At 73.1% G+C, this 23294-nt stretch carries 16 protein-coding genes; 3 read left to right on the top strand and 13 right to left on the bottom strand.

Annotated elements, in window-relative coordinates; all coding sequences use genetic code 11:
• Positions 1-154: 154 nt before the first annotated feature.
• A complete protein-coding gene (locus ACZ7C5_RS25230) occupies positions 155-2053 on the bottom strand; it encodes a serine/threonine-protein kinase (RefSeq protein ID WP_470323508.1) in 1899 nt (632 codons plus the stop codon).
• 367 nt (positions 2054-2420) lie between these two features.
• On the opposite strand from ACZ7C5_RS25230, the gene ACZ7C5_RS25225 reads away from it, so the two are divergent.
• Positions 2421-5399 (top strand): FtsK/SpoIIIE domain-containing protein, encoded by a 2979-nt coding sequence (locus ACZ7C5_RS25225; RefSeq protein WP_470323507.1) that lies wholly within the window; start codon positions 2421-2423, stop codon positions 5397-5399.
• Between the two features lie 99 nt (positions 5400-5498).
• Here ACZ7C5_RS25225 and ACZ7C5_RS25220 read toward each other — a convergent pair whose 3' ends face one another.
• On the bottom strand, positions 5499-6050 hold the full coding sequence (locus ACZ7C5_RS25220; RefSeq protein ID WP_188295952.1) for a hypothetical protein: 552 nt from the start codon (positions 6048-6050) through the stop codon (positions 5499-5501).
• A gap of 313 nt (positions 6051-6363) precedes the next feature.
• On the opposite strand from ACZ7C5_RS25220, the gene ACZ7C5_RS25215 reads away from it, so the two are divergent.
• Together ACZ7C5_RS25215 and ACZ7C5_RS25210 are read left to right on the top strand one after the other, a co-directional pair.
• Positions 6364-6741, top strand: coding sequence for a nuclear transport factor 2 family protein (locus ACZ7C5_RS25215; protein WP_401090773.1), 378 nt, complete (start codon positions 6364-6366; stop codon positions 6739-6741).
• Between the two features lie 783 nt (positions 6742-7524).
• Positions 7525-7953 carry a hypothetical protein gene (locus ACZ7C5_RS25210; RefSeq protein WP_470323506.1) on the top strand — a complete coding sequence of 143 codons (429 nt, stop codon included), beginning with the start codon at positions 7525-7527 and terminating at the stop codon, positions 7951-7953.
• A 51-nt stretch (positions 7954-8004) separates the two neighbouring features.
• On the opposite strand, the gene ACZ7C5_RS25205 is transcribed toward ACZ7C5_RS25210, so the two are convergent.
• The 11 genes from ACZ7C5_RS25205 to pruA form a co-directional block, all read right to left on the bottom strand.
• The gene (locus tag ACZ7C5_RS25205; RefSeq protein WP_470323505.1) at positions 8005-8868 is read right to left on the bottom strand and encodes a hypothetical protein; all 864 of its coding nucleotides are present in this window, start codon (positions 8866-8868) and stop codon (positions 8005-8007) included.
• Between the two features lie 70 nt (positions 8869-8938).
• Entirely contained in the window at positions 8939-9220 is a 282-nt protein-coding gene (locus tag ACZ7C5_RS25200; protein WP_401090767.1) for a hypothetical protein, read from the bottom strand.
• A gap of 117 nt (positions 9221-9337) precedes the next feature.
• Positions 9338-10267 (bottom strand): enoyl-CoA hydratase/isomerase family protein, encoded by a 930-nt coding sequence (locus ACZ7C5_RS25195; protein ID WP_470323504.1) that lies wholly within the window; start codon positions 10265-10267, stop codon positions 9338-9340.
• Positions 10264-11397, bottom strand: a complete 1134-nt coding sequence (locus ACZ7C5_RS25190; protein WP_401090949.1) for a cytochrome P450 — start codon at positions 11395-11397, stop codon at positions 10264-10266. The genes ACZ7C5_RS25195 and ACZ7C5_RS25190 overlap by 4 nt, the downstream gene beginning before the upstream one ends.
• 384 nt (positions 11398-11781) lie before the next feature.
• Positions 11782-13176 (bottom strand): cytochrome P450 family protein, encoded by a 1395-nt coding sequence (locus ACZ7C5_RS25185; protein ID WP_470323503.1) that lies wholly within the window; start codon positions 13174-13176, stop codon positions 11782-11784.
• Between the two features lie 73 nt (positions 13177-13249).
• Positions 13250-13840 carry a GTP-binding protein gene (locus tag ACZ7C5_RS25180; protein ID WP_401090762.1) on the bottom strand — a complete coding sequence of 197 codons (591 nt, stop codon included), beginning with the start codon at positions 13838-13840 and terminating at the stop codon, positions 13250-13252.
• A complete protein-coding gene (locus tag ACZ7C5_RS25175) occupies positions 13815-14189 on the bottom strand; it encodes a DUF742 domain-containing protein (RefSeq protein ID WP_401090760.1) in 375 nt (124 codons plus the stop codon). Before ACZ7C5_RS25175 ends, ACZ7C5_RS25180 begins: the two co-directional genes overlap by 26 nt.
• Positions 14186-14587 (bottom strand): roadblock/LC7 domain-containing protein, encoded by a 402-nt coding sequence (locus tag ACZ7C5_RS25170; RefSeq protein ID WP_188295958.1) that lies wholly within the window; start codon positions 14585-14587, stop codon positions 14186-14188. Before ACZ7C5_RS25170 ends, ACZ7C5_RS25175 begins: the two co-directional genes overlap by 4 nt.
• Complete coding sequence (locus ACZ7C5_RS25165; protein ID WP_401090758.1) at positions 14584-15882, bottom strand: ATP-binding protein; 1299 nt, start codon at positions 15880-15882, stop codon at positions 14584-14586. Before ACZ7C5_RS25165 ends, ACZ7C5_RS25170 begins: the two co-directional genes overlap by 4 nt.
• A gap of 485 nt (positions 15883-16367) precedes the next feature.
• Positions 16368-21314, bottom strand: coding sequence for an NAD-glutamate dehydrogenase (locus ACZ7C5_RS25160; RefSeq protein WP_401090756.1), 4947 nt, complete (start codon positions 21312-21314; stop codon positions 16368-16370).
• Between the two features lie 286 nt (positions 21315-21600).
• Positions 21601-23226: an L-glutamate gamma-semialdehyde dehydrogenase gene (gene pruA / locus ACZ7C5_RS25155; RefSeq protein ID WP_401090947.1), complete on the bottom strand. Its 1626-nt coding sequence runs from the start codon at positions 23224-23226 to the stop codon at positions 21601-21603.
• Between the last annotated feature and the right edge of the window lie 68 nt (positions 23227-23294).

The raw sequence follows: 23294 nt of genomic DNA, 5'->3' as shown, positions 1-23294 counted from the left end.
CAACCTACGCGCCCGGAGGCCCCGCGGGGGCCGCCCGAGGGGCCCGGGGCCGGAGTCTCGGCCGAGAAATCCCACAAACTGTCGACAAAGCGTCAATATCGACGTCCGGGGCGGTCCTGAGCCCCGGTCGGCTCCGGCCCGGCCCCGGACGGCGCTACTTGCCGACGACGCTGTTCACCCAGTCGCGCGCCGAATCGAACCAGCCCACGACGTTGTCCCAGTAGTGGGGCAGCGGCGTGAAGTTCCACAGCGCCGCCCCGGCCAGGGCCAGCACCAGCAGCACCATCAGGCAGCCCTTGAAGCAGCCGAGCCCCGGGATGTACATCCGGTTGCGGCTGCGCGGGCGCGGCTCGCGGGCGGGTGCGGGCTCGCGGCGGGCCGGCGCCGGCGGCTCCTCGCGGCGCTGCGGCGGGGCCTCCCGGTGCTGCGGCGCCGGCGGCTCGGCCCTGCGGGCCACCGGGGCGGGCGCGGGCGGCGGCGGGTAGCCGCCCTGCGACTGCGCCTGCCCGTACCCGGCCGGGGCCTGCCGGTAGCCGCCGGCCGACTGCGGACGGCCGCCGCCCCGGGCGCCGGGGTGGCCGCCCTGGCCACTCTGACCGGGGTGGCCGCCCTGGCCGCCCTGGTAGGGCGGCGGGGCCACCGGCGGGCGCTGGGCGTAGCCGGGCGGGGGCGGGGGCTGGCGGTAGCCGCCGGGCGGCTGCTGCTGCCCCGGCCGCCTGCCGGGCGCGCCCTGGCCGCCATGCCCGCCCTGGCCGGCCTGGTAGGGCGGCGGGGCGAGCTGCGGCGGCGGGTAGTCCTCGTAGTCCTCGGGGCCGAAGTAGCCGACCTGGGTCTGCTGGTTGCGGTCCCGCGCCGCGCGCAGCTGGGTCTGCCACGGGTGCGGCTCCTCCTCCTGCGGCGGCCCGGCGGGCGGGGGCGGCGGCGCGGCGACGGGCGGCATCATCCGGGTACGGTCCTCGGCACCCTGCGGGGGCGCGGCCGGCGGCTGGGTGCCCATCACCCGGGTCGCCGCGGCCGGGTCGAACTGCCCCCCGCCCGGGGTCGGCGGCAGCAGCTGGGTGCGGTCCTCGGTGCCCGGGGCCATCGCGCCGGGCACCGCGGGCGGCAGCAGCGGCACGGCGGCGGGCACGACGGTCGGCTGCGGGTCCGGCACCAGCAGGGCGCCGACCGCCAGCGCCTCGTCCACCGCCACCGGGGAGGCGTGCACGCCGACCCCGGCCGCGACCACCCGCAGGGCGCGGGCCAGCGAGGTGGCGCCGGGCCGCTGGGCCGGGTCCTTGCGCAGGCAGCGCTCGATCACCGTCCAGAGCGGCTCGGGCATGGTGCTGGGCCGCTGCGGCTCCTGGGCCAGGTGGGCCTGGAGGAGGGCGAGCGCGCTGTCGCCCTGGAACGGCTGGCGGCCGGTGACCAGCTCGTACAGCATGATCCCGGCGCCGTACACGTCCACCGCGGAGGTCTGCGGGCGGCCCTCGGCGGACTCCGGCGCGACGTAGGCGGGGGTGCCGACGAACTCGTGGGTGCGGGTGACGCCCGGGGAGTCGGCGAGCCGGGCGATGCCGAAGTCGGTCAGCAGCGGGTGCATCTGCTCGGTTCCGTCCACCAGGATGGAGGCGAGCAGCACGTTGGCCGGCTTGAGGTCGCGGTGGACGATCCCGTCCGCGTGGCTGGCCGCGAGCGCGTCCGCGACCTGGGCCATCAGCAGGGCACCCGCGATCGGGCTGAACGGGCCGTGGGCGCGCAGGTAGCGGGCCAGGTCGGGGCCCTCCACCAGGTCCATCACCAGGGCCAGCAGCTCGCCCTCGACGACCAGGTCGCGGACCCGGACGATGTTGGGGTGGGTCAGCCGCAGCAGCAGCGAGCGCTCGCGCAGGAAGCGCATCACCACGTCCGGGTCGGCGGCCAGCTCCTCGCGCAGCACCTTGATCGCCACCCGCTGCCCGGGCGCGCAGCCAGGCACCTGGACGTCCTCGCGCACCACACCGCGCCAGACGGTGCCCGTCGCACCTCGCCCGAGGGTCTCATCCAGCAGATACTTGCTGCCGACTGGCCGCACCTGTCGCACTCCTCGCCGTGCCGCCCGCGCGGGGCGCTCCTCCGCCGGTGCGGTGAGCCTGCCGGGCCCGTGTCTGCGGCCACTCTAACGGTGTCCGTTGGGGTTTTCGGGGTGCCCGGCGGGCCTTCGGAGCAGGGTTGGGGGACATCCCCTAGGGGAGTACCCGGAGCCGGTCCCCCGGCTCGTCCCCGGGCTCGTCCCCGGGCTCGTCCCCGGGCCCATCCGCAGGCCCGTCCGCAGGCCCGGGTCGCGACGGTTGACCTGACCCACCGTCGCCTCCAACATGGCGATGATCGCAAGATCGTCAAATCCGGTACGGTGCGCGGACCGTCCGTGACGGATGGCAGGATGGACACTCGGCACTCGTGTGGCCCACACGGTCGCCGCGACCGCCCGGTGCGTCCGCGACGGCACCGGGCAGCGGTACCAGGCTTCACATCAGCAGAAGGGACCCGCGGGCGAGATGCAGATCCGGCTGACCGTCCTCCGACCGCGCAGCGGCCCGTCCGCCGCCGGCTCCGCCATTCCCTACGTGGACGTGCTGGTCACCGCGCCCGTCGGCACCGCACTCGGCGCCATCGCGGGCGCACTGGCGGGTGCCGTGGGCGTGCGCGGGCCACGGGCCGCCACCCACGTGCACCTGTACGCCGGGGCGCACCGGGTGGACGAACACACCCTGCTCGGCCACCCGCCACTGCTCGACGGCGCCGTCCTCAGCCTGAACGAGCCCGACCCGACCGCCGACGACCCCGACGACGCCCCCGCCGCCGCCGAACTGCGCGTGGTCGGCGGCCCGGACGCCGGCGGCGTGCACCGGCTGCACGGCCGGGAGATCCGGATCGGCCGCTCCGCCGAGGCCGACGTCCCGCTCGACGACCCGGACGTCTCCCGGCTGCACCTCTCCCTGCACCTAGGCGAGGACGGCCGGATCTCCGTACGCGACCTCGGCTCCACCAACGGCACCACCCTGGACGGCCGGCTCGTCCCGCCGGCACCGCCGGAGGCCGCCGTCCCGCTGGAGCCCGGCGCCGTGCTGCGGATCGGCGAGTCCACCCTGCAAGTGGCCGCCCCCGACCCGGCCGAGGCCGTCGGAGCCGTCCGCACCGCCCTGCCGGACGGCCACGGCCACCTCCAGCTCGCCGCACCCGGCCCGGTCAGGCCCGCACCGCCGGTGGCCGAGCCGCCCGCCGCCCCCGAACCGGCGCCCGGCCGCGGCCGCGGCCTGTTCTCCCTGCTGCCCGGCCGCGCCGCCGAGCCGCCCGGCCAGGAGAGCGCCGAGCGCCACCACGCCGCGGTACGGCTGCGCCAGACCGCCGCCCAGCGCGAGCGCTGGCCCGACCTCGCCACCCTGCTGCTGAACGCCGTCGGCCCCGGCCCCCGGCTCTGGGAGCGCGGCCCCGGCCACCCCGACGCGCTCACCCTGCGCCTCGGCACCGCCGACCGCCCCGGCGGCCCCGGCACCACCCCGGGCACCATGCTGCCCGCCGTCCCGGTCACCCTCGACCTCCAGACCGCGGGCAGCCTCGGCCTCAGCGGCCCGCGCGAGCGCCTGGACGCGCTCACCCGCGCCGTCGTCGCCCAGCTCGCCGCGCTGCACCCGCCGACCGGCCTGAGCCTGGTCGTGGTCGACGCCGACCCGGCCCGCGCCGTCGAGGAGCGCGCCGACACCTGGGCCTGGGCCCTGTGGCTGCCCCACCTGCGCCCGGTCGACGGCCAGGACTGCCGGCTGCTGATCGGCCTCGACGACGAACAGGCCACCGCCCGGCTGACCGAGCTCACCGCCCAGCTCAACGGCCCGAGCGGCCTCGGCGGCCACGGCGCCACCGTGGTCGTGGTGGACGGCCGCCCGGCCACCGAGGCCGCCCGGCAGGCGCTCGACCTGCTGCTGCGCCAGGGCCCGGCGGTCGGCATCTTCCCGATCTGCCTCGCCGAGCAGCCCGAGCTGCTCCCCCGGGGCCTCGGCGCCACCGCCCTGATCACCGGCGAGGTCGGCACCCAGCTCTCGCTGGACCGCCCGGTCGCCCGCGGCCGGGAGACCCTGCACGAGGTCTCGCTGGACGCCGTCTCGGACGCCTGGGCAGAACGGCTGGCCCGCGTCCTCGCCCCGCTGCGCGAAGCCGCCCCGGCCACCCGCGGCCCGCTGCCCGACGCCCTGCGGCTGCTCGACCTGCTCCAGCTCGACACCGTCACCCCGGCCAAGCTCTCCGCCCGCTGGGAGGCCCACGCCGGCGGCATCGGCGCCGCCACCGCCCTGCTCGGCACCACCAGGGACGAGCTCTGCACGCTCGACCTGGCCGACCCGGAACTCACCCTCCCCTCCCCCGACCCGGGCGGCCCGCACCTGCTGATCGGCGGGGCCCACGGCTCCGGCAAGACCGAGCTGCTGCGCACCCTGGTCGCCTCGCTCGCCGTCTCCGAACGGCCCGAGCGGCTGACCGTCACGATCGTCGAGGGCCGGGCCACCGAGGAGGGCCTGGACGGCTGTACCGAGCTGCCGCACGTCACCGGCCGGGTGAACGCCGCCACCGACCCGCGCGCCGCGCTGCTCGCGGCCGAGGCGCTGGAGGACGAACTCGCCCTGCGGGAACGGCTGTTCGACGGGCTGGACTTCGCGTCCTGGCACGCCACGCGCATCCTGGACGGGCACGGCCTGGACGGGCGCGGCCTCGACGAGCACCGCCTTGACGAGCACCGCCTCGACGGGCGGGACGCGGGCGCGGAGCGCCCCCAGGTCCCGGTGCCCGCCACCGTCGGCGGCGGCCCCGCCATCACGCCCCGGGTCATCCCGCCGCGCAGCGCGGAGGGCCCCCGCCCGTCCGACGGCCCCGCCGCCACGCCCGTACCCGCCCGGCTGGTCGTCGTCGTCGACGACTACGACGCGCTGCTCTCCCCCACCTCCCCGGCCGGCCGGCCGCTCGCCCGCGCGCTGGCCGCCGTCGCCCGCCGCGGCGGGCCGCTCGGCGTCCACCTCGCCGTCGCCACCGGCCGCCCCGAGGAGAGCGCCGGCACCGAGGTGGACGAGGCCGCGCTGCTCCGGATCGCGCTGCGCACCGACGACCCGGCCGACTCCGACCTGCTGATCCACCTCGGCGACGCGGCCGCCCTGCCCGAGGACACCCCGGGCCGCGGCTACCTGCGGCTGCCGGACGGCGGCGTCAGCGCCTTCCAGACCGCCCGGATCAGCGGCCGCATCCCGCGCACCGCCACCCTGCGCCCCACCGTGGTCGCGATAGACCCGCTCCAGCTCGGCGCCCCGCCGGCCCGCCGCCCGGTCCGCGAACTCGGCAACGGCCCCACCGACCTCGCCCTCCTCGCCAGCGCCCTCCAGCGCGCGGCCGCCCGCTGAGCCCAGCACCACACCCCGTTGCCGCTTCGGCCCCGCCGAAGCGGCAACGGCGTCTTCCGGTCCCCTGCGTAGGAGGTCGGCGGGGTCGACTTCCCGTGCTCAGGGGTGGGTTGCGCGGGTGCGGCAGTGGGTGAGGGCGTGGGTGATGCGGCGTTCGGAGGGGAGGGTGGTGGCGAGGAGTTCCCCGGCGGTGACGAGGGTGGTCCAGTAGAGGGTGGGGTTGCCGGTGCGGGGCAGGGGTTGGGCGGCGGCCAGGGAGAGGTAGGCGTCGGTGAGGTTGCCGGTGGTGAACCAGCGCTGAAGCCCGTGCTGATGGCCGGGGCGGATGCCGCCCATCGCGTCCATGGCGACCAGGAAGTGCTCGACGACGGCGAGTTCGGTGTCGGTGAGGGACTTGGGGATGTCGAAGACGCCGAGGGCTTCGAGGAGTTCGCCGGTGTCGCTCTCGGTGTCGGGGCGGGGGTCGGCGAGGAGGGCGTCGTAGCAGTCGGTCAGGCGGCGGGTGGTCTCGGCCTGGGGGATGTCGAGGGCGAGGCAGACGGCGCGCGCGACGCGGAGGGGCTGGTGGCCGAGGCGGGCGATCAGGGCGTAGGTGGCTGCGGGGGTGGCGCCACGGGAAAGCGTGTGGCGGGCGAGGGTTGAGAGGTGCACCGGGAATCGAACTTTCAGACGAGGGTGGCGGAGGAGGCGACGAGAGCCCGGACGAACCTGCCGATGCCGCACGGGCGGAGGTGACTCCCCCATTGTTCGGCGAGTTCGTCAACGGGGCGGAGCACGCGGGGACGGCGGGACGTGAGCATGAGGGAGCACCTTGAAGGGAAGGAAGATGGAGCCAGTCGCACCACCGTCGGCGATTTACTGACGACGAGTAGTCAGTTGTCCACGGGAGTGGCATGTTCAAACGGAATTCGGGGATGACGGTCCGGGCATCCGGTGGAACCACAACGGCTGGTATTACTGGGACATGCAGGAAGAGACCGCACGCTCCGCGATCGACACGTTCATCTCCGCGTTCAACGCCTCGGACGACAGCTATGTGACCGCCCTGCTCCCGCAAGCCCTGACCTCGGACGTGGTCTTCTGGGGGCCGCTGGGCCGCAGCGAAGGGATCGAGGCGGTCGAGCGGTTCGTGCTGGACATCCGGCGCCACCCGGCGGGGACCGGCACGATGGTGCGCTGCTCAGCGGTGGACATGCCTGGCGAATGGGCCCGGTACCAGTGGGTCTTCACCACGCCCGATGGAGGCCCCCGCCTGGTGGGGACGGATGTCGTCCATCTGCGACGGAACCTCATCGACCAGATCATCGTCTTCGCGGGGGAGATCGAGCCGTTCGCCTCCTGAGTCGCCCTTCTGTCGCCGCCCTTCCCCTGGACTTGCCCCGTCGGCGTCCGGGGGCTGTGCTCGCGGTTGGTCAGGCCGCGGTGTCGAGGGGGCGTCCGCCCCGGCGAATGCCCTTTTCGCTGCGGGTGCGGGAGCACGGGGAGCCGGCGGCGCCGACTTCCCACGCAGGGGGTGGGGGCGCACTTGATGCGCGAGGCGGGGCTTCACGCTCGAACGGTTCGCACTCCGCGTAATCGATGTGCTACTTTCCGCATCATCGACAGAACATAGGAGACCCCGGCGGTGGTGGAACACCCCGGGGTCGGGCACCAGGAGCAGCAACTCCCCATGCGGATTCATCGTAGCGCGCATGCGCGTGCGTTCACCGTCCTTCCGAACGGCCTGTTGCAGGACCGCCGGCTCAGTTTCACCGCGCGCGGCCTGCTCGCTGACCTCCTCTCCCGCCCCGACGGGCGCCGCGAGGACGGGCGGCAGATGGCGGACAGCAGCCCGCAGGGGCGCGGCGCCGTCCGACGGGCGCTCAACGAGCTGAGGAACGCCGGGTACTACCGGGTCGACACGGTCCGGATGCCCGACGGGACACTCCGTTCCGAGACCCACGTCTTCGACACCCCGCAGCCCGCACCGGCTGCCCACCCCCCGGACTTCGGCGCAGGGGGCACCGGCCGCCCTGTCACCCCTCCCGTAAAGGACCCGGGGAAAGAAACCACCCTCCCGGATGAACAGTGCGAACCGGATGGACCGGATGAACGGGGTGAACCTGATGAACAGACCAGGTCCGCCGTGGCCGTGCTGTTCCGGGTGATCCGGCCCGAACCCCGCCTGCGCCTCGGCGACGCCGAGGCCCGGACACTGGCACCACTCGTCACAAAGTGGCTGCTACGAGGATGCGGCGAGGCCGAGTTGGCCCACGCCCTGCTCCCCGGACTGCCCCGGGCGATGCACTCCCCCGCCGCGATCCTCCGGGACCGCCTGCAACGCAAACTGCCACCGGAACGGCCGGCCGCGCAGCCCCCACCGGCCCCGTACGCCGAGTGCGGCCGCTGCCACGACCCGGTACCCCGCCCCGGCATCTGCCGCGCCTGCGCGGGCCTCGGCACGAGAACCGTCGCCGTCGGCACCGGCGCGACCGCCACCTCCGGCGGCGTCGCCCGGGCCCGCGCGGCCCTGCGCGCACGGCTCGGCCCGCCCGCGGTGGCACTCGACTGCTGACCACCACGGGCGGGCCGCACCGAACCGTCAAGCGGCCAGACCCTCAGGCGGTCAGGCGCACTTGATCTCGCGGTTCACCACGGCCATCCCGGCGACCTTGTCGCCGTCCACGGTGAACTCGTACTGCCAGCCCTGCTGCCCCTCGACCGGCATCACGTACTTGCCGCTCTTGGCGAGCTGGAGGCCCTTGGCGCCGTACGCCTGCTGGAGCGCCTCCACGGTGGAACCCGCGCCGACGCCCTCGGCCGTCTTCGCCTCCGCCGGCGCGGCCAGCTCGCGCAGGCCCGTCGCCGCGAAGGAGACCCGACCGGTGGCCAGGTACGCCTTGTCCTTGGCCTCCTGGGCGAACCGCAGGTCGACCAGGGCCATCGTCGAGTCGGCGATCGCCTTGGCGGCGTCGGCCGATCCCTTGGCCGCGGCGGCGGAGCCCGCGGCGGCGGCCGCCGCGTCCTTGGCGGAGGCGTTCGGCGGCAGGGTGCCACCCGGCGCGGGCGCCTTGCCCGAGGCCGCGTCGGCCTTGGCGCTCAGGTCCTTGTAGCGGGCCTCGGTGGCCGCCTCGGCGGTCATCCGGGCCTGGTCCGGCGCCGGGCCGCCCTTGTAGACGAAGTCCGTGCAGCCACCGAGCAGCGAGACCGGCGCGCTCTCCAGGGCGCCGGTGGCCAGCCCGGCGTCCTTGGCCATCCCGGGCGTCAACCCCCGGTACCCGGCCGCCGCGAAGGCCTCCGGGCCCTTCGAGGTGGGCGCCGCCGAGGGCGTCGCCACGGGCGCCCCGGCGGTGGCCGGAGCCTTCGCCGCGTCCTTCGTGTCGCTCTTGTCGCTCTTGTCGTCGGACGTACAGGCCGCCGCACCGGCGACCAGCAGTACCACCGAGATGCCCACGCCCACCGCGCGGACCGAGGCCCGGTTCTTCCCCATGTCACAACCCCCACTTGATCGTTCGCGGCTCACCGTACCGAGCGCGCGACCGTGATCCACAACCGGTTTCTCAGGCGCAGTACGTGTTGTGCCTGACCAGCGCGAGGCCGGCGACCCTGCCCTCGGCCATGGTGAACTCGTAGAACCAGTCCGGGCCGCCGTTGCCGCCCTCGGCCGGGAGCTCGTACCCGCCGTCCTCGGCCGGCTGCGGCGGCGTACTGGCCGCCGCGGTCGCACCGGCCCCCTGCCCGGTGCCCTCGCCGCCCTCGCAGGCCGCCGCTCCTGCCGCGACCAGAGCCGTCGTCAGCACGGCCCCCACCACGCGCGCGCCGCGCGCCGTCCCCACGGTCATCCCATCCTCTTCATCGATCGCACACACTAGCGAACGTGCGGGTACGGTCCACCACCGGCTGCCACTCGGGCCGAAGGGGCCCGTGTCCGCGGACACGGGCCCCTTCGCGCGCGCCGGTCAGTGGCCCGGCGGCTGGGCGGCGAGGCCGCGGGTGTAGTGGGCGGCGGCGAGGACCGAGGCCATCAGCTCGGAGTCGAGCACGGAGGCGTCGGCCAGTCGGGTGGCCGCCGCGTGGGAGGCGATGAGCGTCTTGGTGACCCGCAGCGCGGCCTCCGGGCGGCGGGTGACGGGCCTGATCCACTCCTCCACCGCCGCGTCCAGTTCCCGCTCGGGAACGACGCGTTGCAGGATGGCGAGCTCCCCCGCCTCCACCGCGCCGACCGGGCGGCTGGTGAGGATGATCTCGCGGACCCGGGCCGCGCCGACCTCGTGGAGCAGGCGGGGCAGCAGGCCGCCCCAGGCGACGGGCAGGCCCAGGGCCAGCTCGGGCAGCCGGAAGACGGTGTTGTCGGCACCGACCCGCAGGTCGCAGGCGAGCGCCAGGGCGAAGCCGGCGCCGGTCGCCCGGCCCTGGACCCGGGCGACGGTCACGGCGGAGCTGTTGGTGAGGGCGTCGCAGACCCGGCGGGCCCGGTCCCCGTAGCTCCGAATGCCGCCACCGGTCGGGTCCTCGTCCAGGCTCCCGAAGAGTTCGTCGCGGTCGCCGCCGAGGCAGAAGTCCCGGCCGGCCCCGGACAGCACGATCACGCGCACGCCCGGGTCGGGTACGGCCAGGACGACGAGGAGCTCGTCCAGCATGGCCGAGGTGACGGCGTTCCCGGTCGCCGGGCTGTCCAGCTCGATGCGGAGCACGGGGCCCTGGCGCTCGGTACGGACCGCACGGGCCGCCACGGGCGCGGGAACGGGCGCGACGACGGGCTCCGGGACGGGTCCGGGAACGGGCTCGGGGTACGGGTGCGGCAGGTACGACGGCTGCGCCGCGTGCGGCGGGTACTGCGGCGCCTGCGGTATCCGGGGCACCTCGGGCATCTGCGGGGACACGTTCATGCGGCCACTCTCAGGGACGTCACCCGGTGGAAGACCATCCGGGGCGCGTACTCGGGCGGGCTCACCGCCCGCAGGGTCGGGAAGCGCCGCAGCAGCCGGCCGAGCAGGGCCCGCGCCTCCAGCCTGGCCAGGCCCGCGCCGAGGCAGTAGTGGGCGCCGCCGCCGAAGGTGAGGTGGTCGCCGCGGCGGAGCAGGTCGAAGGTGTGCGGGTCCGGGTTGCGGCGCGGATCGCGGTTGGCCGCGCCGTACATCACGTGGACCATGGTGTCCTTGGGGAGGAACACCCCGGCCAGCTCGGTGTCCTCGCCCGCGACACGGCTGTTGACGCGGATCGGCGGGTCGAAGCGCAGCGCCTCGTCGATCGCGGCGTCGATGTGCTCCGGGTGCTCCCGCAGCCACTCCCACCGGCCGGGCGACCGCAGCAACGACCACACCAGCGAGGAGAGCAGCGTCGCCGTGGTCTCCAGCGAGGCGATGGTGACGAACATGGTGAGCTGGTAGACCATCCGGTCGGTGGCCTCGCGGTCGCCCTCCAGCCCGTCCCAGGTACGGATCCAGCCCGCGATCACGTCGTCGCCGTCGTTGTCGCGGCGCTCCCGGACGAGGCGGGTGAAGTACCGGCGCAGCTCCATGGTGGCCTGCTCGGAGACCGCCAGCTGGCTCTTGGTGGGCAGCAGCTCCTGGGCGTGCACCTGGTTGTGGGTCATCGTCAGGATGTGCGGGTAGTCCGCCGGGTCGATGTCCAGCCAGCGGCCGACGGTGCCGATCGGCAGCTGCTCGCTGACCAGGGCCGAGAGGTCCGCCTCGCCGTCCGTCCGTATTCGCTCGGCCAGGCGGTCGAGCAGCCCGGTGACGTCGGCCTCGATCTCCGGCTGCATGTCCCGCAGGGTGGCGTGGTTGAAGAGGTTCCCGAGACTGCGCCGCTGCCGGGTGTGCTCGGGGGCGTTGAGCCGGGAGAGCGTCCGGCTCATCTCCCGGGTGGCGACGGCCTCCCAGCGCTCCGTCCCGGTCTGCCGCTCCTGCCAGGCGAAGTCGGGGACGAGCCAGGTCCTGCCGCGCAGGACCTGGTCGCACGCGTCGTAACCGGTGACCAGGTAGCCGCCCCAGGGAGCCGGGACGAGGTCCCCCAGCGCCCGCAGCTCGTCGTAGACCGGGCTCGGGTCGGCGAGGCCCTCGGCCGACCGGAGCCTGCGCAGGAGCGGTACGGCGGCCCGGCGGTCGACCCCTCCGCCGGGACTCACCTGGTCCGCGGGGCGGGCTTCCAACATGGCGGTCACACGGGGCTCCTAACGCGCGGGCGGGCAGTACGGCGGCGTACTACCCAGCAACAGCGCGCTCAAGCGTCGATCCGTGTTGCCCCCGTCACGTACTGCGCGGCCGTCGCACGCCGTTCACCGCGCGGTGACACGGGCGCTTCCGACGGCCCGACAGCCCGCGGCCCCGGCAGCCTGTCAACGTGTCAGGCGACCGGCCCGAGAGCCCCCGGACCCCGCCGGATCGGGCCCCCGACGCCCTCAGACCCGGAACACGTCCAGGAAGGAGCTCCACCACCCCTTCTTCTGCGGAGCCCGGCCCGCCGCGGGGGCGGTCTGCGGGTACGGCTGCGCCGTCTCGGAGCCGGCCGACGGCCGGTCGGACGACCCGCCCGAACCGGTGTCCGCCCCCGCGACCGGCCGCGTGGTGCGGGCGGCCACCGGGCTGAACCGCACCGGCAGCGAGACCAGACCGCGCTGGAACGGCCCCGGCCGCCACTCCACGCGCTCCGCGGGCACCGCGAGCGTGACGTCCGGGAGCGCGTTGAGCAGGCACTCGATCGCGCTCAGGGCGATCAGCTGGGCCGGGGACTTGGCCGGGCAGGCGTGCGGGCCCGCACCCCAGGCCAGGTGGGCGCCCTTGCTGAGGGTCAGCCGGGCGTCGGTCAGCGCGGGGTCGCTGTTGGCGGCGGCGAAGCTGATCACCACCGGGCTGCCCGCGTCCATCGGGACCCCGCCCACGTTGAGGTCCTGCATCGGGTAGTGCGTGGCGTAGTTGGCGATCGGCGGGTTGTTCCACAGCACCTCGTCGAGGGCTTCCTCGATGCGCAGCCCGGAACCGCCCTCGCCGGACAGCAGCAGGAGCAGCGCGTTGCCGATCAGGTTGCGCTCGGGCTCGACTCCGGCGCCCATCAGCATGACCAGCTGGTCCTTGAGCTCCTCGTCCCGCAGGCCGGCCGGGTGCTGGATGAGCCACGAGGTGATGTCGTCGCCGGGCTGACGGCGCTTCAGCGCCACCAGGTCCATCAGGCAGGAGGTCAGGTCCTCGTTGGCCTGCATCACGTCGAGGCCGTCGAAGAGCGCGGACATGCTGCGGGTCAGCCGGTCGCCGATGTCGGCCGGGCAGCCGAACAGCTGGTTGAACAGCAGCAGCGGCAGCAGCTTGGCGTAGTCGTTGAGCAGGTCGGCCCGGCCCAGCGCGCTGAACTGGTCGATCAGGTAGCCGGCGATCCGCTCGACGTGCCGGTTGAGCCGGTTGTCGTTGAGCCGGTCCAGGCTCTCGGTGACGGCCTTGCGCAGCCGCAGGTGCTCGGCGCCGTCCGTGAAGAGGCAGTTGGGCCGGTAGAACATCATCGGCAGGACGGGGCTGTCCAGCGGCACCCGGCCTTCGTTCAGCGCCGCCCAGCGCCGCGAGTCCCGGGCGAACATCCCCGGGTTCTGGAGCACCCGCAGCGCGGCCTCGTGCGAGGTGACCAGGGTGGCGTCCACGCCCGGGGCCAACTCCACCGGCGCGGCGGGACCGTGGGCGCGCAGCTTGTCGTAGACCGCGCCGGGGTCGGCCGAGAACATCTCCCCGTAGAGCGGTGTGCTCACGCCGACGTGCATCGGGCAGCCCGGCGGAGCCGACTGCGGGGCGGGTCGCTGCGGAGAATCCATGGGTCGTTCCTTGGAGGTGGCCCCGGGCGGGTGCGGACCCGGGAGACGTCGGGAGAGGAAGGCGTGGGGGAGGTCAGGAGGCGCGGGCGAGCAGGTGCCGGACGAGCGTCAGCAGCGCGTCGGCCGAGGAGCGCTGGTCCCGCGCGTCGCAGAACACCACCGGGGTGTGCGGCAGCAGGTCCAGCGCCTCGCGCAGCTGGTCCTCGGTGTAGTCGCTCTGCCGGTCGAAGCTGTTGACCGCCACGGCGTACTCCAGGCCGTACTGCTCGATCAGGTCGATCACCGGGAAGGAGTCCGCGAGGCGGGTCGGGTCGGCCAGCAGCAGTGCGCCCAGCGCGCCCCGTGCCATGTCCTCCCAGAGCTGCATGAACCGCTGCTGGCCCGGCGTGCCGAACAGGTACAGCACCAGGTCGTCGCCGAGGGTCAGCCGGCCGAAGTCCAGGGCGACGGTCGTGGTCTTCTTGTCCGGTACGCCGTGGAGGTCGTCGACGCGGATGGACGCCTGCGTCATGCTCTCCTCGGTGCTCAGCGGAGCGATCTCCGACAGGGCCCCGATGAGCGTCGTCTTGCCGACCGCGAAGTGCCCCACGACCAGGATCTTGACAGCGGTCGTCACCGCGCCCGGGACGTAGATGTCCTCAGGCGAACCGGCGTTGAAGTCCATGCAGTACCTTCTCTAGAAGTCTCGGATCCGGGGCCTGGGCCGGCGGCGGGGCCGACCGGCGCAGCAGCCGTCCCTCGCGGATCAGGTCCGTCAGCAGCAGCCTCACGACTCCCACCGGCAGTTCCAGCCGTGCCGCGACCTCGGCCACCGAGAGGTAGCCGCCGGAGCACAGCTCCCAGATCGCCAGGGTCTCCGGGCTCGGCAGGCCGGGGAGGTCCTGCTCGGGCGCGATGGTGACCAGGGTGATCAGAGACAGGTCGTCCGCATCCGGTAATTCGCGCCCACCGGTGATGACGTAGGAGCGGATGAAGCCGCCGGTGACCCGCTGTTCCTCGCCGCCCCCGGTCATGAGCCGCTGAGCGTGCTCTGGCGCGGCGCGGCCGACATCGCCCGTCCGAGTGCGCCCACCTGCTGCTGCATCCGGAAGGACATCGCCTCCATGTCGACGTCGGGGGCGGTGGAAGCCGCCAGGTACGCGCCGCTGCCGGCCGCGATCAGGAAGATCCAGCCGTGGTCGTACTCCAGGAGGGTCTGTCGCCAGACCCCGCCGCCTCCGCCGACGAACGGGGCGACCGCGCGGCTCAGCGACTGCATCGAGCTCATCGCGGCGGCGTTGGTCTCCGCCTCGTCACGGCCGATGTCGCTGGACCGTTCGAGCAGGAGGCCGTCGGCGGAGACGAGGATGGCGTGCCGGGCGCCGGGTACCTGGAGTACGTCGTTGAGCACCCAGGAAAGATCGCGGCTCACTGGATCTCGGTTCCTTCCGTGGTCATGGTGGTGCGCCCGGACAGCGTGCCGCGCTGGAACGCGCCGAGGCGGGACGGCGTGTGGTGGCCGGTACCGCGCACCGGCTCCTCGGCCCGTCCGGGCTCCTGCGGAGTCGGGACGACCGACACGGAGCGCTGGCGGCGGCGCCGCGGCAGCTGTCCGTCGGCGGTCATCTCGGGTGCCGGCATCGCCGCCCCCGCCGCCGTCGGCACGGGGGCCAGGGGCGCCGCCGGCTCCGGCAGCGACACCAGCCGCTGGCCGGGGGCCTGCGCCCAGGCCGCCGCGGGCTGCTCGGGCGGCGCGGGCTGGTAGTCGGCCTGGTACTCGGGCTGGTAGTCGGTGTGCCCGGTGACGACCGGGGCCGTGACCTCGTTGCTGAGCAGCTCGGCCGGCAGCAGCACCACGGCCCGCACACCGCCGTACGGGGAGACCGAGTCGACGGAGACCCGGAAACCGTAGCGGGCGGCCAGCATGCCGGAGACGGCGAAGCCGAACTTCGGGGGGTTGCCCAGGCTGGTGAGGCTGATCGGCGCGCCCGGGTTCAGGAGGGCCGCCGCGCGGTCCTTCTCCTCCTGGCCCATGCCGAGTCCGGCGTCGTCGACGATCAGGCAGACGCCGGTGGGGACGGCCTGGACGCTGACCTCCACCGGGGTGTCCGGGGCGGAGTAGTTGGTCGCGTTGGCGAGCAGTTCGGACAGCACGACGGCGACCGGCTCGACGACCTTGCTGGCGAGCGCGACACTGACCCGGGAGTGGATCCGCACCCGGTCGAAGTGCCGGATCCGGCCCTGGGCACTGCGGACCACGTCGTAGACCGAGGCGACGCTCTCCCTGCGGCCCAGCCAGCCGCCGCAGAGCACCGCGATGCCCTGGGCGCGCCGGCCGAACTGGCTGTTCGTGTGGTCGACCGTCATCAGGTCGGCGAGGATCTGCGGGCTGTCGCCGTACTTCCGCTGCACCCTCTCGATGACGACCTGCTGCTCGTCGGCCAGGCCCTGCAGCGTCCGCATCGCCGCCTTGAGGACGGCCTTGGTGTCCTCCTCGGCGTCCCGGCGGACGTCCGTCAGCTCGGACGCGTGCTGGCCCCGCAGGCGGTCGTGCAGCACGGCGAGCTCGTCGCGCTGCCGCTGGGCCAGGGCGCCCGCCTCCTCCAGGGAGGCGTTGCGCCGCCGCAGGGCGAGGTTCGTCCTGCGGGCCTGGACGGCCGCTCCGACGGCTGCGAGCATCACCACGATGAAGACCCAGAAAAAGGGTTCCTGCACAAATGACGTCATGAAACTCTCTTCAGGTGGCATCGCGCGGAGCCGGTCCGGGCCCCAATACGCGAATGGGACTGGCGGCCTGAACCTCCCCGAAAGGCACCTGATGTCACATCACATCGCGGTGCTTATCCGGCACGAGACCTGCGGCGACGCCTATCGCGGAGTCAGCCTACTGCAACTCTTGTCTCGTCAGAACAGCTACCAAAAAGGGCAGTTGGGGCGAAATTCCACGACCTGCCGGGAACTCTGGCGAGAATTGGTGGAGTTCGTGATGCCGCGTTAACCGCAGGGACACATTCCCCTCGCGCCCGGGTTCACGCGCAGAGTGATCCCGTCGTCACCCTCCGGAATTCTCCGTTCTCCGAAAGCGTCCTCCGCCGCGGGAATCCGCCGCCCACCGGAAGCCCGTCCCCGGAACCGCCCGCCGGCCGGGCCCGGGACGCGAAAGCGGCGGGCCCGCGTCCGAGGACGCGGGCCCGCCGGGAAGCAGCCGTCCGTCAGCGCATCGAACCGGTGCGCAGCAGGGTGCGGATGACGCGCATCGCGACCGAGAGGCTGGACAGCTCGTACTTGTCCGAACCCCTTATGTCGTCGAGGGTGCTCTTGGCGCGGTTCAGCAGGGTCGAGTTGAGCTCGGCCCAGGCGGCGTACCGCTCCTCCGGGGTGGCACCCTCGGCGCCGCAGGCCAGGATGTCGGCGGTCAGCGCCGCGTGCGCCGCGAAGAGCTCCTCGCGGATCGCGGCCCGGGCCATCGACGACCAGCGGTCGGTGCGGGGCAGCTCGATGATGCGGTCGAGCAGGTGCGAGATCTGGAGCCGGTCGCCCAGGTCGTAGTAGAGGTCGGTGACCTCGGCGACGTCCTTGCCGGAGCGGTCCGCGACCTCGGCGATGTCCAGGGTCGGGAAGACCGAGGAGAGGCCGGCGATCCGGGTGGCCAGTTCCTCGGGCACCCCGGCCGAGGCCAGCTCGTCGTACACCGACTCGAACCAGGTGAGGTCCTCGCCGCGCAGCGGCTTGGGCAGCGAGGCCCAGACCTGGTTGACCCGGTCGTGGAAGAACTCGATGGTGCCGGCGATGTCGAGCGGCTGGCGGCGGTTGTTGAGCATCCACCGGGTGGCGCGCTCGACCAGGCGCCGCGAGTGCAGCCGCATCTTGGTCTGCACCCGGGCCGGGACCTTGTTGTCCAGGTCCTCGATCTCGGCCCAGATCGGCTCCAGGTCGAAGACGGCCCGCGCGGCGGTGTGCGTCCGGGCGATCTCCTCGTAGGTCGCGCCGGTCTCCTCCTTCAGACGGAAGGCGAAGGTGCAGCCACCGCGGTTGATCGTGTCGTTGACGATCAGCGTGGTGATGATCTCGCGGCGCAGCGCGTGGTTGTCGATCGCGTCGGCGAACCTCGACCGCAGCGCGCTCGGGAAGTACTCGTGCAGCGCGGTGCGGAAGAACGGGTCGTCCGGCAGATCGGTGGCCAGCAGCTCCTCGGCCAGGATGATCTTGGTGTACGCGAGCAGGACGGACATCTCGGGCTGCGAGAGGCCGCGGCCGCTCTGCTGGCGCTCACGGATCTGGCGCTCGGCGGGCAGGAACTCCAGCCCGCGGTCGAGCCGGCCGGCCGACTCGAAGCGGCTGATCATCCGGGCGTGGACGTTGACCATGCTGTGCGCCTGGGCGACGGCGTTGGCCAGCACCACGTTCTGCGCGTAGTTGTTGCGCAGCACCAGGTGGCCGACCTCGTCGGTCATCTCGGCCAGCAGGATGTTGCGCTGCTTGACCGTCATGTCGCCCTCGGCGACCACCTGGTTGAGCAGGATCTTGATGTTGACCTCGTGGTCCGAGGTGTCCACACCGGCGGAGTTGTCGATCGCGTCGGTGTCGATCCAGCCGCCGGTGCCCTCGGGGCCGCCGGAGGAGGCGTACTCGATGCGGCCGAGCTGGGTGCAGCCGAGGTTGCCGCCCTCGCCGATGACCCGGGCCCTGATCTGCTCGCCGTTGACGCGGATCGCGTCGTTGGACTTGTCGCCGACCTCGGCGTTGGTCTCGGTGGAGGCCTTGACGTAGGTGCCGATGCCGCCGTTCCAGAACAGGTCGACCGGGGCCTGGAGGACCGCCCGCATCAGCTCGGCCGGGGTCAGCTTGCCCGCCTCGACGCCGAGCGCGGCCCGGACCTGCGGGGTCAGCTGGATCGACTTCGCCGACCGGGGGAACACCCCGCCGCCGGCCGAGATCAGCGACTTGTCGTAGTCGGCCCAGGAGCTGCGCGGCAGCTCGAACAGGCGGCGGCGCTCGGCGTACGAGACGGCCGCGTCCGGGTTCGGGTCGAGGAAGATGTGGCGGTGGTCGAAGGCGGCGACCAGCCGGATGTGCTCGCTGAGCAGCATGCCGTTGCCGAAGACGTCGCCGGACATGTCACCGATGCCGATGACGGTGAAGTCCTCGGACTGGGTGTCGACGCCGAGTTCGCGGAAGTTGCGCTTGACCGACTCCCAGGCGCCGCGGGCGGTGATGCCCATGCCCTTGTGGTCGTAGCCGGCCGAGCCGCCGGAGGCGAACGCGTCGCCCAGCCAGAAGCCGTAGGACTCGGCGACGCCGTTGGCGATGTCGGAGAAGGTCGCGGTGCCCTTGTCGGCGGCGACGACCAGGTAGGTGTCGTCCTCGTCGTGGCGGACCACGTCGGCCGGGTGCACGACCTCGCCGCCGACCAGGTTGTCGGTGATGTCCAGCAGCGCCGAGATGAAGGTCTTGTACGAGGAGACGCCCTCGGCCAGCCAGGCGTCGCGGTCCACCGCCGGGTCCGGCAGCTGCTTGGCGACGAAGCCGCCCTTGGCGCCGACCGGGACGATGACGGTGTTCTTGACCATCTGCGCCTTGACCAGGCCCAGGATCTCGGTGCGGAAGTCCTCGCGCCGGTCGGACCAGCGCAGACCGCCGCGGGCGACCTTGCCGAAGCGCAGGTGCACGCCCTCGACCTGCGGCGAGTAGACCCAGATCTCGAACGCCGGGCGCGGGGCCGGCAGGTCCGGGATGGCCTTCGGGTCGAACTTCATCGACACGTAGGAGTGCCACTCGCCGGAGCCGGCGCGCTGGAAGAAGTTGGTCCGCAGGGTGGCCTTGATGAGGTTCAGGAAGGAGCGCAGGATGCGGTCCTCGTCCAGCGAGACGACCTCGTCGAGGGCGCCGGTCAGCTCCTCCAGGATGCCCTCGGTCAGCTCCAGGGCGCCCGAGCGGTGGCTCGGGCTCAGCCTGGCCTCGAACAGGTTGACCAGCAGGCGGGTGGTGTGGGTGTTGTTGCGGAGCGCGTCCTCCATGTAGTCCTGGGAGAACGTGGAGCCCGCCTGGCGCAGGTACTTGGCGTACGCGCGCAGCATCGTCGCCTGGCGCCAGGTCAGCCCGGCGGTCAGCACCAGCTCGTTGAAGCCGTCGTTCTCGGCCTTGCCGGTCCAGGTGGCCGCGAAGGTCTCCTGGAAGCGCTCGCGGGCCTCGTCGGTGAGCTCGGTGGCCTCGCGCAGCTTCAGGCCGAAGTCGTAGACCCACGCGGTGGTGCCGTCGGAGCGGCGCAGCGCGTACGGGTGCTCGTCCAGCACCTCGACGCCCAGGCGCTGGAGCACCGGCAGGACCTCGGTGAGCGAGATCGGGCCGCCGACCCGGTAGATCTTGAAGCGGCGCTCGTCGTCGCCGGCGCCGACCGGCTGGTACAGGTTCAGGCGGAAGTCGCCCTCGCCGTGCAGCGACTCGATCTGCTTGATGTCGGCGACGGCGGTGCGCGGCGGGAAGTCGGCGCGGTAGCCGTCGGGGAAGGCGTTGGCGTACTTGTGGCCGAGTTCGGCGGCCCTCTCCTCGCCCAGCTCGACGTGCAGCTGGTCGTGGAAGCCGTCCATCCAGAACCGGGCGGCCTCGGCGAGACGGCTCTCGATCCGCTCGATGTCCGCGTCGGTGAGCTGCGGCAGCTCGGTGCCGGGGGCGACCCGGACCATGAAGTGCAGACGGGTCAGCACCGACTCGGTGGCGTACACCGTGTAGTCGATGGTGGCGCCGTTCAGCTCCTCCTTGAGGATGTCGGTGATCAGCAGCCGGATGCGCGTGGTGTAGCGGTCGCGCGGCAGGTAGATGAACGCCGAGAAGTAGCGCCCGTACTCGTCCTGGCGCAGGAACAGCCGCAGCTTGCGGCGCTCCTGGAGGTAGAGCACGCTCGTCGCGATGGAGAGCAGCTCGGAGGCCGGGGTCTGGAAGATCTCGTCCCGCGGGAAGGTCTCCATGATCTGGAGCAGGTCGCGGCCGTCGTGGCTCTCGCTGGAGAAGCCGGAGTCCTCCAGCACCTCCTGGACCTTGCGGCGGACCACCGGGATGCGGGTGACCGACTCGGTGTAGGCGGCGGAGGAGAACAGGCCGAGGAAGCGGCGCTCGCCGATCGGCTCGCCCGCGGCGTTGAACTTCTTCACGCCGACGTAGTCCAGGTAGGACGGGCGGTGCACGGTGGCGCGGCTGTTCGCCTTGGTCAGGACGAGCAGCTTCTTCTCGTGGGCCTTGGCGCGCACCGGCGCGGAGAGCCGGCCGAAGGCCTCGCTGACCGGGTGGTGGGCGTCGTCGTGACCGTGCGGGTCGGAGCGCAGGATGCCGAGGCCGGTCCCGGCGACGGCCCTCAGGACCTCCTCGCCCTCGTGCCCGACCAGGTCGTACTCGCGGTAGCCGAGGAACGTGAAGTGGTCGTCGGCGAGCCAGCGCATCAGTTCCCAGGCCTCGCCGACCTCCTGCTCGGGCAGGCCGGCCGGGGGCTGCTCGGCCAGCTCGTCGGCCAGGCGCAGCGCGCTCTCGCGCATCTTGCCCCAGTCCTCGACGACCTCGCGGACGTCGCCGAGCACGCGGCGCAGGTCGGCCTCGATGGAGCGCAGGTCCTCACGGTCGGTCTCGCGGTCGATCTCGACGTGCATCCACGACTCGACGGTCGCGTCGGCGGGCCAGTCGGTCCCGGCGGCCTGGCTGCGGGAGCAGGCGTCGACGTCCAGGATCTCCAGCAGCTTGCCGGTGATGTCGCGGCGGACGACCAGCTGGGGGTGGATCACGAGGTGGATCGCCCGGTCCTGGCGGGACAGCTCGTTGGTGACGGAGTCGACCAGGAAGGGCATGTCGTCGGTGACGACCTCGACCACGGTGTGGCCGCAGGACCAGCCGTTCTCCTCGACCGAGGGGGTGTACACCCGCACCTCGGCGGTGCCCTGCGGGCGCTTGAGGCCCACCCGGTAGTGGGAGGCGGCGGCGCCGTAGACGTCGACCGGGTCGGACTCGACCAGGTCCTCGGGCGCGGTGTGGAGGTAGTAGTGGTGCAGGTACGCGGTCAGAGCGCCGTTGCTCAGCCCCTCACCCGGCGCCGCTCCCCCCACCTGGCTGTTCTCAGCGGCTACGGCTGCCTTCTTGAGCAGTTCGGCCTTGGCTGCGTCCAGCTTGGTCTGCATGACTTCTTGACTCCTGTCGCGCGCCGTTGCGTGACTCGGTTGGTGTGTGGATGTACACCGCCGGGTCACCGCAATCCTGCCGCACCATCCGACTGAAAGGGGCTCATGGCACGCATGAAACGCCCGCCCAGCGGGTAGGACGTCTCATTCGTCCTGCAAGCCACCCGACGACGCCAGCCAGCCTAACCGGATCAATCGAAGGTGCACAGGGACAGGTAGGCGCAAACCCGCAGGAAGTCGGGTCCGTCCTGGACAGCATGTCCAAACCGGATCCTGGTGTTCACTCTCAGCCCATGTGCGGGTGGCCGTGATGGATCGGGGGGACGAAGGTCTCCTTGATCGAGCGGGCCGAGGTCCAGCGCAGCAGGTTCTGCGGGGCGCCCGCCTTGTCGTTGGTGCCGGAGGCCCGGCCGCCGCCGAAGGGCTGCTGGCCCACCACGGCGCCGGTCGGCTTGTCGTTGATGTAGAAGTTCCCCGCGGTGAAGCGCAGCTCCTCGACGGCCTGGGCGATGGCGTAACGATCCTGCGCGATCACCGAACCGGTCAGGCCGTACGGGGCGCCGCCGTCGACCCGGCGGAGCACGTCGTCCCAGCGGGAGTCCTCGTAGACGTGGACGGCGAGGATCGGGCCGAAGTACTCGGTCCTGAAGATGTCGCCCCGGTGGTCGGAGGAGACCAGCACGGTCGGGCGGACGAACCAGCCGATCGCGTCGTCGTACTGTCCGCCGGCCGCCAGTTCGATCGTCGGATCGGCCTTCGCCCGGTCGATGGCGTCCCGGTTCCGTTCGAAGGCCCGCCGGTCGATCAGGGCGCCCATGAAGTTCGACAGGTCGGTCACGTCGCCCACCGCGAGGGCGTCCACCTCGGCCAGGAAGTCGTCCTTGATCTTCTGCCAGAGGCTGCGCGGCAGGTAGGCGCGGGAGAGCGCCGAGCACTTCTGGCCCTGGTACTCGAAGGCGCCGCGGATCAGCGCGGTCCGCAGGATGTCCGGGTCGGCCGAGCGGTGGGCCAGCAGGAAGTCCTTGCCGCCGGTCTCCCCGACGATCCTCGGGTACGTGCGGTAGCCGCCGATGTTGGCCCCGATGGTCTGCCACAGGGACTGGAAGGTGGCGGTGGAGCCGGTGAAGTGCAGCCCGGCCAGCGCCGGGTCGGCCAGCGCGACCGGGGAGACCTGGAGGCCGTCGCCGGTCACCAGGTTGATCACCCCGGGCGGCAGGCCCGCCGCCTCCAGCAGCCGCATCAGGTGGTACGCGGCCAGGGTCTGGGCCGGCGCGGGCTTCCAGACCACGGTGTTGCCCATCAGCGCGGGGGCGGTCGGCAGGTTGCCGGCGATCGCGGTGAAGTTGAACGGGGTGACCGCGTAGACGAAACCTTCCAGCGGGCGGTGGTCGGTCCGGTTCCACACGCCGGGCGAGGAGATCGGCTGGTCGGCCAGGATCTGCCGGGCGAAGTGGACGTTGAACCGCCAGAAGTCGATCAGCTCGCAGGCGGAGTCGACCTCGGCCTGCTGGGCGGTCTTGGACTGGCCGAGCATGGTCGCCGCGTTGAGCGTCTCCCGCCAGGGGCCGGACAGCAGGTCCGCGGCGCGCAGGAAGACCGCCGCGCGGTCGTCGAAGGAGAGCGAGCGCCACCGCCGCCCGGCGGCCAGCGCCGCGTCCACCGCCGCCCTGGCGTCCTCCCTGGTGGCGTTGCCGAGCACCCCGAGCTTGGCGGCGTGGTGGTGCGGCTGGACGACCTCGATCCGCTCGCCGCCGCCGAAGCGCTGTTCGCCGCCGATGGTCATCGGCAGCGGGACCTGCTCGGCCGACAGCTCGTCCAGCCGCCGGACCAGCCGGTCCCGTTCCGGGCTGCCGGGCGCGTAGGCCCGCACCGGCTCGTTGACCGGGGTCGGCACCTCGGTGACTGCGTCGATGGGCATGACGGCTCCGTCCTGGCGGCTGGTCGGGTGTGACACCAGCCTGACCAGCCCGGGCGGGATCC

This window comes from Kitasatospora sp. NPDC036993 (assembly GCF_055607525.1).
This window is presented reverse-complemented; position numbering and strand designations above follow the sequence as displayed.

What these genes read in the sequence shown, in the direction of transcription:
- ACZ7C5_RS25185 (WP_470323503.1), bottom strand. Translation starts at nt 13,176, where the DNA reads ATGGATTCTCCGCAGCGACCCGCCCCGCAGTCGGCTCCGCCGGGCTGC.
- ACZ7C5_RS25205 (WP_470323505.1), bottom strand. Translation starts at nt 8,868, where the DNA reads ATGGGGAAGAACCGGGCCTCGGTCCGCGCGGTGGGCGTGGGCATCTCG.
- ACZ7C5_RS25160 (WP_401090756.1), bottom strand. Translation starts at nt 21,314, where the DNA reads ATGCAGACCAAGCTGGACGCAGCCAAGGCCGAACTGCTCAAGAAGGCA.
- ACZ7C5_RS25195 (WP_470323504.1), bottom strand. Translation starts at nt 10,267, where the DNA reads ATGAACGTGTCCCCGCAGATGCCCGAGGTGCCCCGGATACCGCAGGCG.
- ACZ7C5_RS25165 (WP_401090758.1), bottom strand. Translation starts at nt 15,882, where the DNA reads ATGACGTCATTTGTGCAGGAACCCTTTTTCTGGGTCTTCATCGTGGTG.
- ACZ7C5_RS25215 (WP_401090773.1), top strand. Translation starts at nt 6,364, where the DNA reads ATGCAGGAAGAGACCGCACGCTCCGCGATCGACACGTTCATCTCCGCG.
- ACZ7C5_RS25175 (WP_401090760.1), bottom strand. Translation starts at nt 14,189, where the DNA reads ATGACCGGGGGCGGCGAGGAACAGCGGGTCACCGGCGGCTTCATCCGC.
- ACZ7C5_RS25180 (WP_401090762.1), bottom strand. Translation starts at nt 13,840, where the DNA reads ATGGACTTCAACGCCGGTTCGCCTGAGGACATCTACGTCCCGGGCGCG.
- ACZ7C5_RS25200 (WP_401090767.1), bottom strand. Translation starts at nt 9,220, where the DNA reads ATGACCGTGGGGACGGCGCGCGGCGCGCGCGTGGTGGGGGCCGTGCTG.